The organism is Mycobacterium sp., assembly GCF_032162105.1.
Lineage (GTDB): Bacteria > Actinomycetota > Actinomycetes > Mycobacteriales > Mycobacteriaceae > Mycobacterium.
Map to the genome: position 1 here is coordinate 1 of NZ_JAVRPS010000093.1, position 10,818 is coordinate 10,818.

Annotated in this window: 12 protein-coding genes and 1 pseudogene; 6 read left to right on the forward strand and 7 right to left on the reverse strand. The window is 68.1% G+C overall.

Annotated elements, in window-relative coordinates; translation table 11 throughout:
• Positions 1-17: 17 nt before the first annotated feature.
• Positions 18-653: a class I SAM-dependent methyltransferase gene (locus tag QOC69_RS04470; RefSeq protein ID WP_526436774.1), complete on the reverse strand. Its 636-nt coding sequence runs from the start codon at positions 651-653 to the stop codon at positions 18-20.
• A gap of 72 nt (positions 654-725) precedes the next feature.
• Here QOC69_RS04470 and QOC69_RS04475 point away from each other — a divergent pair, with 72 nt between their 5' ends.
• Complete coding sequence (locus QOC69_RS04475; RefSeq protein WP_526436776.1) at positions 726-1,571, forward strand: helix-turn-helix transcriptional regulator; 846 nt, start codon at positions 726-728, stop codon at positions 1,569-1,571.
• Here QOC69_RS04475 and QOC69_RS04480 read toward each other — a convergent pair.
• On the reverse strand, positions 1,568-2,587 hold the full coding sequence (locus tag QOC69_RS04480; RefSeq protein WP_526436778.1) for a DEDDh family exonuclease: 1,020 nt from the start codon (positions 2,585-2,587) through the stop codon (positions 1,568-1,570). The genes QOC69_RS04475 and QOC69_RS04480 overlap by 4 nt on opposite strands.
• Before the next feature lie 87 nt (positions 2,588-2,674).
• Here QOC69_RS04480 and QOC69_RS04485 point away from each other — a divergent pair, with 87 nt between their 5' ends.
• Together QOC69_RS04485 and QOC69_RS04490 are read left to right on the forward strand one after the other, a co-directional pair.
• A complete protein-coding gene (locus tag QOC69_RS04485; protein ID WP_526436780.1) occupies positions 2,675-3,904 on the forward strand; it encodes a MurT ligase domain-containing protein in 1,230 nt (409 codons plus the stop codon).
• A complete protein-coding gene (locus QOC69_RS04490; RefSeq protein ID WP_526436782.1) occupies positions 3,897-4,613 on the forward strand; it encodes a type 1 glutamine amidotransferase in 717 nt (238 codons plus the stop codon). Before QOC69_RS04485 ends, QOC69_RS04490 begins: the two co-directional genes overlap by 8 nt.
• Before the next feature lie 90 nt (positions 4,614-4,703).
• On the opposite strand, the gene QOC69_RS04495 is transcribed toward QOC69_RS04490, so the two are convergent.
• Genes QOC69_RS04495 through QOC69_RS04505 form a run of 3 tightly spaced genes read right to left on the reverse strand, consistent with a single transcriptional unit; the run spans position 4,704 to position 6,058 of the window.
• Positions 4,704-5,102 (reverse strand): hypothetical protein, encoded by a 399-nt coding sequence (locus QOC69_RS04495; RefSeq protein WP_526436784.1) that lies wholly within the window; start codon positions 5,100-5,102, stop codon positions 4,704-4,706.
• Between the two features lie 10 nt (positions 5,103-5,112).
• Positions 5,113-5,724 (reverse strand): recombination mediator RecR, encoded by a 612-nt coding sequence (recR, locus tag QOC69_RS04500; RefSeq protein ID WP_526436786.1) that lies wholly within the window; start codon positions 5,722-5,724, stop codon positions 5,113-5,115.
• Position 5,725: 1 nt separating this feature from the next.
• Positions 5,726-6,058, reverse strand: a complete 333-nt coding sequence (locus QOC69_RS04505; RefSeq protein ID WP_526436788.1) for a YbaB/EbfC family nucleoid-associated protein — start codon at positions 6,056-6,058, stop codon at positions 5,726-5,728.
• A 159-nt stretch (positions 6,059-6,217) separates the two neighbouring features.
• On the opposite strand from QOC69_RS04505, the gene QOC69_RS04510 reads away from it, so the two are divergent.
• A complete protein-coding gene (locus QOC69_RS04510) occupies positions 6,218-6,946 on the forward strand; it encodes an Rv3717 family N-acetylmuramoyl-L-alanine amidase (protein ID WP_526436796.1) in 729 nt (242 codons plus the stop codon).
• An 8-nt stretch (positions 6,947-6,954) separates the two neighbouring features.
• Here QOC69_RS04510 and QOC69_RS04515 read toward each other — a convergent pair whose 3' ends face one another.
• Positions 6,955-7,395, reverse strand: a complete 441-nt coding sequence (locus QOC69_RS04515) for an SRPBCC family protein (protein ID WP_526436790.1) — start codon at positions 7,393-7,395, stop codon at positions 6,955-6,957.
• Between the two features lie 91 nt (positions 7,396-7,486).
• On the opposite strand from QOC69_RS04515, the gene QOC69_RS04520 reads away from it, so the two are divergent.
• Together QOC69_RS04520 and QOC69_RS04525 are read left to right on the forward strand one after the other, a co-directional pair.
• Positions 7,487-8,866 carry an FAD-binding oxidoreductase gene (locus QOC69_RS04520; protein WP_526436792.1) on the forward strand — a complete coding sequence of 460 codons (1,380 nt, stop codon included), beginning with the start codon at positions 7,487-7,489 and terminating at the stop codon, positions 8,864-8,866.
• A 13-nt stretch (positions 8,867-8,879) separates the two neighbouring features.
• Complete coding sequence (locus tag QOC69_RS04525) at positions 8,880-10,205, forward strand: SAM-dependent methyltransferase (RefSeq protein WP_526436794.1); 1,326 nt, start codon at positions 8,880-8,882, stop codon at positions 10,203-10,205.
• On the opposite strand, the pseudogene QOC69_RS04530 reads toward QOC69_RS04525, so the two are convergent.
• Positions 10,202-10,818: pseudogene (locus QOC69_RS04530) on the reverse strand (DNA polymerase III subunit gamma/tau); the annotation flags it as partial. The gene QOC69_RS04525 and the pseudogene QOC69_RS04530 overlap by 4 nt on opposite strands.

Genomic DNA, 10,818 nt, shown 5'->3' on the forward strand with positions numbered 1-10,818 from the left:
CACTACGCCCGTAGTGACTACAAGGGCCGGACGCCGCGGTAGAAGCGCACAGGACCCACGAAGCGCAGACGCCGCGATCCGAGTTCGGCTATGCTCTCGAACCCGCTGCCGCGCAGCTGGGCGGGAATCACGGAACCGTCGTGTGCCGACGCCGCGTGGGGACCGACGATGTCGACGACGTGCATGCTGCCGCCCGGCCTGAGCACCCGGAACGCCTCCGCGACCGCAGCGGCCTTCACGTCGTCCTCGAGGTGGTGCAGCATCATCGACGACAGCACCCGGTCGAACGACCCGTCGGCGTAGGGCACTTCCTGCGCGTACCCACGGTCGAAGCGGGTGCCTGCGACATGGCCGACCTTGCGACCGGCCCTGGCCAGCGCCCGCGGATCGGGATCCATCCCGGTCAGCTGCGCGCCCGGCTGAGCCCGTCTCAGCCTCTGCGTGATATTGCCTGTGCCACAACCGATTTCGAGTACCTGCGCGCCGTCGAAGAGTTCGACCTGGGTGACGAACTCGTCGTACACCGGGTGCATGCCGAGCAGGCGGGTGAGCAGGTCGTAGCCGGGAAGGAACAAGTCGTGGCCGGCGGCGGGAAGGTAGTCGTGGCGGTTGACCCAGTTCTTGGTCACGGAACGTGGATGATCTTTGGACATGCTCCCATCCTCGGCCGCTGTTCCAGAACGGTGTTGGGAGATCTTCGGCAAGACTAGGACTATCTTCGGGTCATGACGCAATCCGTCCGAGTGGTTTCTCAGCGCGACGGGGTGCCCGTGTACGCCTACCCCTCGGACCCGGTGACACCGCCGGTGTCGGTGGTCCGGATACACCCCGGCAGCCTGCCCGAGAAGGGCCGCCACATCCACGCCTTTCCGATCCTGGCCTACCTCGCCGAGAGCGGATCGGTGTACGTGGTCGCGGCCGGTGAGACGATCGACCCGGCCTGGGTCGGTGAGCGGGCCGACGGCATCGCCGTGTTCTTCGATCCCGCCGCCATGAACGAGGGTGCGCGCTCGCCATGGCCGACGTGGCGGAGCCATCCGCTGCTGTTCCCGTTCCTGCACGGCCGCACGGGCGGACTGCTACACCTTCAGGTGCCACCACATCGAAAGGCCTTCTGGGACAATGCTATCGTGTCGATGGAAGCCGAACTCCTGGCCCGCAGGGAAGGCTACCGGGAGGCGGTGCTCGCGCATCTGACCCTGCTGCTGATCGACCTCGCGCGCATGACCGACGACGTGGTCGGAGACCTGCGCCGCAGTGGCGAACCGCTGATCGCCGATGTCTTCGCCGTCATCGATCGCCGCATTGCCGAGCCGCTGTCACTGCGGGACGTCGCGCGTGAACTGGGGCTGACCCCCGGCCACCTGACCACCGTCGTCCGCCGCCGCACCGGGCGCACCGTTCAGGAGTGGATCACCGAGCGCCGCATGGCCGACGCCCGCGCGTTGTTGAGCGCTACCGACCTGCCGATCTCGGAGGTCGCCCGGCGCGTCGGCATCGCGGACCCGGGCTACTTCTCCCGGCTGTTCCGCACCACTCACGGCGTCTCGCCGCGGAGCTGGCGCGCTTAGAAGAGGGTGAACTGGTCGCCCGAAAGGGTGGCGTCGGTGAACTCCTCGAGCCCCGTGCCGCCGACCACGTGATCCAGCAGGCCCATGAAGTCCGCGTCGCCGACTAGCGGTACCCCCATCTCACCGGCCTGATAGCCACGGCCCTGGTCTGGGCTGGTTTCGTCGCAGATCACCAAGGACGTCTGTTGATCGACGGCCTCGGTGTAGGCCATGCCGGCATGAAGGATGCGCTCGATGAGCTCTTCGTGGGTGTGCCTGACCTCGGCCGACAGCGCCACGGCCATGCCCTGCACCAGCGGTCGACCCGCGGTGAACGGACCGGGGTTCTGATACGGGCAAGGCAGCCGCGCCGCGATCATCTTCAGCGGCCGCAGCTCGTCGTGGGTGACCTGACCGTTGGGCCAGTTGCGCCGTCGCACCGGGCGCACCGGCAGCCAGGCCTTGCGCTCATGGGCGCCGGCCAGCGCGGGCTTGAGGATCTGCGCGAGGACGAGTGCGTCGTCGAGCGCATCGTGTGGGCGCATCTGCGTGATGCCCCAGTGTGCGGCCAGGGTCTCGAGCCGAAGGTTCTCGATGCCGAGTTGCAGGCGACGGGTCAGCTCCACGGTGCACATCACGGTGTCGACCGGCAGTTCGGCGCCGACGAGTTCGGCTTCGGAGGTCAGGAAGGAGTAGTCGAAGCCCACGTTGTGCGCCACCAGCGTGCGGCCCCGCAGCACGTCGTTGAGCTGTTCGACGATGTCGGCGAACGTCGGCTGCCCCTCCAACATTTCGGTGGTCAGCCCATGTACGTGCGTCGGCCCGGGATCGACGCCGGGATTGAGCAGGCTGGAGAAGGTGCCCTCGACGTTGCCGTCATCACCAAGGGCCAATGCCGCAACGCTGACGACGCGGGCCTGCCCAGGATGAAAACCCGTCGTCTCGACGTCGACTACAGCCCAACCCGCGCCGGGCTCACTCGCCGGTCGGCCCCAGGAGCCGCTCAGGCCGCGACTTCCGGGATCGGCTTGGCTCACGATTCGAGGATGGCACGGTCCTCCGACAACGCTGGACCTGCGACGCCGCGTGTCGCCCTCTACTTTTGGCCTCTTAGACTGCCGGGAATGCTTACAGCACGTGGACGAGTCGCGCTCGGCGCCGGTTCCGCGGCGCGTTGGGCGTCGCGGGTCACCGGTCGCGGTGCAGGCGCGATGATCGGCGGCCTGGTGGCGATGACGCTGGACAAGTCGATCCTCGGTCAGCTCGGCGCCGGCAGGCGCTCCGTCGTCGTGACCGGCACGAACGGCAAGTCGACCACCACGCGCATGACCGCGGCGGCGCTGGCCACCATCGGGCCCGTCGCCACCAACGCCGAGGGCGCCAACATGGACGCCGGGCTGGTCGCGGCGCTGGCCGGTGCACGCGATGCGGGGCTCGCCGCGTTGGAAGTCGACGAGATGCACGTTCCGCACGTCGCCGATGCGGTCGATCCGGCGGTCGTCGTGCTGCTGAACCTGTCGCGCGATCAACTCGATCGGGTGGGTGAGATCAACCACATCGAGCGCACGCTGCGCGGTGGGTTGGCGCGTCATCCGGACACGGTGGTGGTGGCCAACTGCGACGACGTGCTGATGACCTCCGCGGCCTACGACAGCCCCCACGTCGTCTGGGTGGCGGCCGGTGGCGGCTGGGCCAATGACTCGGTGAGCTGCCCGCGCAGCGGCGAGATCATCGTGCGGGAGCAGTCGCATTGGTACTCCACCGGAACGGACTTCAAGCGGCCCACCCCGCAGTGGTGGTTCGACGACTCGCACGTCTACGGCCCTGACGGGCTGTCCCTGCCGATGACGCTGGCACTCCCGGGCACCGTCAACCGCGGCAATGCGACCCAGGCCGTCGCGGCCGCCGTCGCGCTTGGCGCCGATCCGGCCGCCGCGGTGGCCGCGGTGTCGACGGTCGACGAGGTCGCGGGCCGCTACCGAACCGTGCGGCTCGGCGCACACACCGCGCGCGTGCTGCTCGCCAAGAATCCGGCCGGCTGGCAGGAGGCGCTGTCGATGGTGGACAAGCACGGCGCTGGCGTGGTGATCGCCGTCAACGGGCAGGTACCCGACGGCGAGGACCTGTCCTGGCTGTGGGACGTCCGCTTCGAGCACTTCGAGGGGACGTCGGTGGTCGCCGCCGGTGAGCGCGGTACCGACCTCGCGGTGCGGCTCGGCTACGCCGGCGTCGACCACACGCTGGTGCACGACACCGTGAAGGCCATCGCGTCCTGCCCGCCAGGGCACGTCGAGGTGGTCGCCAACTACACCGCGTTCCTGCAACTCAACCGGGTGTTGGAGCGAAATGCCTGATTCAAGCGTGCGGATCGGGCTGGTGCTGCCCGACGTGATGGGCACCTACGGCGACGGCGGCAACGCGGTGGTGCTGCGGCAGCGGCTGCGGCTGCGTGGCATCGACGCCGAGATCGTCGAGATCACGCTGGCCGATCCGGTGCCCGATTCGCTGGACCTCTACACCCTTGGCGGCGCGGAGGACTACGCGCAGCGGTTGGCCACCAAGCACCTGATCCAGTACCCCGGTCTGCAGCGCGCGGCCGAGCGTGGTGCCCCGGTGCTGGCCATCTGCGCGGCCATCCAGGTGCTTGGGCACTGGTATGAGACGTCGTCGGGCGAGCGCGTCGAAGGCGTCGGGATGCTCGACGTGACGACGTCGCCGCAGCCGAAGCGGACCATCGGCGAGGTGGTGTCGCAGCCGTTGCTGCCCGAGCTGAGCCAACGCCTCACCGGCTTCGAAAACCACCGCGGCGGAACGGTTCTCGGCTTATCGGCCCAGCCGCTTGCTCGCGTGATCAGCGGTGCGGGCAACCGTGCCGGCGACGGCTTCGACGGCGCTGTGCAGGGCAGCGTCGTCGCCACCTACCTGCACGGCCCGTGCCTTGCGCGCAACCCCGAGCTCGCCGACCTGCTGCTGTCTCGCGTCGTCGGCGACCTTGCCCCGCTGGAGTTGGGTGAGGTCGACGCGCTGCGGCGCGAGCGGCTGGCGGCGCCGCGACGGGCGTGAGCCCAAGGCCCGTCGCGGTCGACTCTGCCGTGGGGGCGAAGAAGATCGAGTGAGCTAGGCCGTAGACGCAGAGTGAATCACAACGAGCGGCTATAGCCCCAGGTCGCGGAGGAACTCCGGCTTGTAGGCCTCGAGGATCACGTAGCTCGGGTCGGGAGCCGGCGTCTCGGGGGCGTCGTCTTCGACGACCTCACCGCTCGCGGGGTCTACCCATTCCTGGGCCGTGGAATCCCACCGGCTCAGCGTGTACTCGGCACTCAAGTGCTCGTCGGATACCAACTGGCGCACCGTGCGCTCGGCCTCTTGAGCGTCGGCCAAGGTGTGCGTGTACAGCTGAACGAAGTTGCCGTCCCGCGTCACGGTCACCCGGCTGCCGAGTCGCTCGCGGGCGTCGTCGTCGAAGTCCAGCGTCCGCAGCTTCTCCCAGAACGAAAGTCCGTGCTCGGCACTTCCGAGCTCGACCTCGACCTTGAACTCTTCGTCTGCCATGGCCGCCAACCTATGCCATGGCCCTGCGGCCGGTGAGCGCCCTGCCGAGGGTCAGTTCGTCGGCGAACTCCAGATCCCCGCCCATCGGCAGACCCGACGCGATGCGCGTCACGCTGAGCCCAGGGATGTCGCGCAGCATCCGCATCAGGTACGTCGCGGTGGCCTCGCCCTCGGTGTTGGGATCGGTGGCGATGATGACCTCGGCGACGTCCACGCCGTCGACGCGTTCACCGATCCGGGTGAGCAGCTCACGGATTCGCAGCTGCTCGGGCCCGATGCCGGACAACGGATCGAGCGCGCCGCCCAACACGTGGTAGCGGCCGCGGAACTCCCTGGTGCGCTCGACGGCCTGGACGTCCTTGGGTTCCTCGACCACGCACACCAGCGAGGCGTCGCGGCGCGAATCCGAGCAGATCCGGCAGCGGTCGTCGTCGGAGACGTTGCCGCACACCGAGCAGAACTTCACGCCGTCGCGGACCTTGCCGAGCACGGCGGTCAGCCGGTCGATGTCCGGCGGCTCGACCGACAGCAAGTGGAACGCGATGCGCTGCGCACTCTTCGGACCGATCCCTGGCAGCTTGCCCAGTTCGTCGATCAGATCCTGGACCGGTCCCTCGAACAAGTCAGACCCCCGGCAGGCCCAGGCCACCCAGCCCGCCGGCCAGCGGACCCAGCCTGGTCTGCGCAAGGATGGTGACCTGCTTGGACGCGTCGGCCAGTGCGCCGACGATGAGGTCCTGCAGGGTCTCGACGTCGGCGGGGTCGACGACCTTCGGATCGATGGCGACGGCGACGACCTCGCCGCTGCCCTTCATCGTGATCTGGACCAGCCCGCCACCGCCCTGGCCGTGCACCTCGGAGTTGGCGAGTGCCTCCTGCGCCTCCATCAACTGCTGTTGCACCTGCTGGGCCTGCGCCAGGAGTGCCGACATGTCGGGCTGTTGACCGGGTTGCATTCGGTAGGATCCCTTCGCATCTGAGATCAGGTGTGTAGCAGGTTGATCTCGACTTGATTGCGCATCTGCGGACAAGGCGATTCGTGGCTCAAGCCTAGTCGCCCCGCGGGCTAGCGTGGCGCCGTGCACGTCCCAGTCAGCCTGCGTGTCGGCGCCGCAATGGCCGCCGGCCTCCTCGTCGCGACCTCGGCGTCCGTGGTTCCCGCCGCGACCGCCGCACCGGCCAGCATCGCCGGGCGAATCGTGTTCCTGGACCCCGGCCACAACGGCGCCAACGACGCGTCCATCAGCCGTCAGGTACCCACCGGTCGCGGCGGCACGAAGGACTGCCAGGCCAGCGGGACGTCGGCGAACGACGGCTATCCCGAACACACGTTCACCTGGGAGACCGTGCTGCGCATCCGCCAAGAGCTGACGCAGCTGGGCGTTCGCACCGCGATGTCCCGCGGCAACGATGACGCGCTGGGACCCTGCGTCGACGAGCGGGCCGCGATGGCCAACGCGCTGCATCCCGACGCCATCGTGTCGATCCACGCCGACGGAGGCCCGGCGACCGGTCGCGGCTTCCACGTCAACTACTCGTCGCCGCCGCTGAACGATGCGCAGGCCGGGCCCGCGGTCCAGTTCGCCCAGACCATGCGCGACCAGTTGCAGGGTTCGGGCATCGCGCCTGCCAACTACATCGGCCAGGGTGGCCTGAATCCGCGTTCCGACCTGACCGGCCTGAACCTCGCCCAGTACCCGTCGATCCTGGTCGAGTTGGGCAACATGAAGAACCCGGCCGACGCGGCGCTGATCGAGTCCCCCGAGGGCAGGCAGAAGTACGCCGACGCCGTGGTGCGCGGCATCGCCGGGTTCCTGGCGACACGCCCGGCGCGAACCGACTAGGCGAGGACTTACGCGCCCTCGACCTGCTTCTTCAGATTCTCCAGCACCTCAGCCTGGATCTTGCGCAGGCCCAGCGGCGCGAACGTCTTCTCGAAGAAGCCCTTCACGCCACCGGCTCCGGTCCATGTGGTCTTGGTGGTCACGCTCGAACCGGTGCCCGCCGGCGCGACGGTCCAGGTGGTCACCATCGTCGAGTTGGCGTCCTTCTCGATGACGGAATGCCCTGCGACGTCGACTTCTGCCTTGACGTCACGCACCCGCGACTCGGTCGCCTGCAGCTTCCAGGTGGCAACGGTGCCTTCGCCCTGGCCGCCCTCGAGCACCTGGTAGCCGCTGTAGTGCGAGGAGAGGATCTTCGGGCGGACCGTCTGGTAGTCGGCGACCGCCGCGAGGACAGCTTCGGGCGCGGCGTTGATCAAGACAGTGCTGGACGCGCTGACCTGTCCCATTGGCGAAAACTCCTTGATATGAGGTGCTGTAGCAGTGTGATTCCCGCTTGCTGGTGTCGCATCGGGTGCGACCGCGGACTAGCGTATATGCGTGTCTGTCGTATCCACTGACGCACAGGCTACCCACGCCGACGGCGTGGAGAGGCTGCTCGCCAGCTACCGTGCCATCCCGCCGAACGCCACCGTTCGGCTGGCCAAACCGACGTCCAACCTATTCCGGGCCAGAGCCAAGACGTCCGCCAAGGGGCTGGATTCATCGGGCCTGACGGGTGTGATCTCCGTCGACCCCGACGCACGCACCGCCGACGTCGCCGGAATGTGTACCTACGAGGACCTCGTCGCCGCCACGCTGCCCTATGGGCTGTCGCCCCTGGTGGTGCCGCAGCTGAAGACCATCACCCTTGGCGGCGCCGTCACCGGTCTCGGCATCGAATCGGCATCGTTCCGCAACGGGTTGCCGCATGAGTCGGTGCTGGAGATGGACATCATCACCGGCGCGGGCGAAGTCGTCACCGCGTCGCGCGACCAGCATGCAGATCTCTTCCGGACGTTCCCGAATTCCTATGGCACGCTGGGCTATTCGGTCCGGCTGAAGATCGAACTCGAGCCGGTCAAGCCCTTCGTCAGCCTGCGACACCTGCGGTTCACGTCGCTGACGGATCTGGTTGCCACGATGGAACGCATCATCGAGACAGGCGGCATCGACGGCACCCGAATCGACTATCTCGATGGCGTGGTTTTCAGTGCCGACGAGAGCTACCTGTGCCTGGGCGTTCAGACGTCGACACCGGGCCCGGTCAGCGACTACACCGGCCAGAAGATCTACTACCGATCCATCCAGCACCAGGCCGGCGAGAAGCACGACCGGCTGACGATCCACGACTACCTGTGGCGCTGGGACACCGACTGGTTCTGGTGCTCGCGGGCCTTCGGCGCACAGAACCCGACGATCCGTCGATTCTGGCCGCGGCGTTATCGCCGCAGCAGCGTCTACTGGAAGCTCATCGGGTACGACCAGAAGTTCGACATCGCCGACCGGATCGAGAAGCGCAACGGGCGGCCGCCACGCGAGCGCGTCGTGCAGGACATCGAGGTGCCGATCGAGCGGACGGCGGAGTTCGTCGACTGGTTTCTGACCAGCGTGCCGATCGAGCCGCTGTGGTTGTGTCCACTGCGGCTTCGCGACAAGTCGACCTGGCCGCTGTACCCGATCCGCGGGCACCACACTTACGTCAACATCGGCTTCTGGTCATCGGTTCCGGTGGGCGCAACGGAGGGGGAAACCAACCGGACGATCGAGAAGAAGGTCAGCGAACTCGAGGGACACAAGTCGCTGTACTCCGATGCGTATTACTCCGCCGAGGAGTTCGACGAGCTCTACGGCGGGGAAGCCTACAAGACGGTGAAGAAGATCTACGACCCCGATTCACGTTTGCTTGATCTGTACGCGAAAGCGGTACAGAGGCGATGAGCAGAGGAAGACCATGACGACATACAAAGACCCGACGACAGGCCGAGAACCGACTCAGTCGGACAGGCTGACGCTTGCCGAGATCCTCGAGATATTCACCGCCGGAAACGAATTGCCACTGAAGTTCACCGCCTACGACGGCAGCACGGCCGGGCCCGATGACGCCGAACTCGGCCTTGACCTGCGCACCCCACGCGGCACCACCTACCTGGCCACCGCTCCGGGTGATCTCGGGTTGGCCCGCGCCTATGTCTCCGGGGACCTGGAGCCGCACGGTGTGCATCCCGGTGATCCGTACGAACTGCTCCGCGCGCTCGCCGACAAGCTCGACTTCAAGCGCCCACCCGCGCGGGTGCTGGCCAACATCGTCCGGTCGATCGGGCTCGAGCGCCTCGTCCCGATCGCCCCGCCACCTCAGGAGGCACTGCCCCGCTGGCGCCGTATGGCGGAGGGCTTGCGGCACAGCAAGACTCGCGACGCCGAGGCGATCCACCACCACTACGACGTGTCGAACGCGTTCTACGAATGGGTGCTCGGCCCGTCGATGACCTACACCTGTGCCTGCTACTCCGCCCCTGACACCTCGCTGGAGGAGGCGCAGGAGAACAAGTACCGGCTGGTGTTCGAGAAGCTGCGGCTGCAGCCGGGCGATCGGCTACTCGACGTCGGCTGCGGTTGGGGCAGCATGGTGCGCTACGCCGCGAAGCACGGCGTCAAGACGATCGGCGTCACGCTGTCGAAGGAACAGGCGGCGTGGGCGCAGAACGCCATCGCCGAACAGGGCCTGTCCGACCTGGCCGAGGTTCGCCACGGCGACTACCGCGACGTCCGGGAGTCCGGGTTCGACGCGGTGTCCTCGATCGGGCTGACCGAACACATCGGCGTGCAGAACTACCCGTCGTACTTCCGCTTCCTCAAGTCGAAGATGCGTAGCGGCGCCCTGCTGCTGAACCACTGCATCACCCGGCCCGACAACCGGACCGGCGCGTCCGCGGGTGGCTTCATCGACCGCTACGTGTTCCCCGACGGGGAGCTCACCGGATCGGGCCGCATCATCAGCGAGGCCCAGGACGTCGGCCTCGAAGTGGTGCACGAGGAGAACCTGCGCCACCACTACGCGTTGACGCTGCGGGACTGGTGCGCCAACCTCGTCGAGCACTGGGACGAGGCGGTCGAGGAGGTCGGCCTGCCGACGGCCAAGGTGTGGGGGCTGTACATGGCCGGTTCGCGCCTCGGGTTCGAGTCGAATGTGGTTCAGCTGCACCAGGTTCTGGCGGTCAAGCTCAATGCCAAGGGCGGCGACGGCGGGCTGCCGTTGCGTCCGTGGTGGACGCCCTAGCGGGCGCCGTCGATCGGGCGCGCGCCCAACTCGCTCTGCAGTAGCTCGAGCGCGACCTCCTCAGGGTCGCGACGGGGTGCGGTGTCGGCGCGCCCGGCCTCGGCGAGCATGCTCTCCTCGTCGTCTTCCTCGGGTTTTTCGGGCGGGGGCGGCGGGGCGGCCACCCTTCTCCCGTCGCTCCGCTCGCCCTGCACCGGCCGGGTGCGTTCCGCAGGCGCAGGCGCCGTCGGCGAGCCCGCCTCACAGCGGATGTTCCAGTTCACGCCGAGCGCGTCCTTGAGGGCGTCGCGGATGATCTCGACGTTGCGTTGCTCGTTGAGCCGCTTGGCCAGCGGTCCGGACACGTGGCTGAGCACCAGGGTGTCGCCCTCCACGGCCACCACGATGGCACCGTCGAGCATGACGTCGGTGGGGCGCCTGCGCTCGCGCACCTTCTCCCGGACCGTCGTCCACATGGCGCGCACGGCGGCCGCGTCCGGTTGCCCGGTCACCGGCGGCGGTGGCTCGGTGGGCGGTGGCTCGATGGGTGATGCCTCGACGGGCGGTGGGGGCGGCTCGGGCGCGGGCTTCGGCGGCGGGGGCGTCACCTGCGCGGGCGGCACCGGCGGCACGG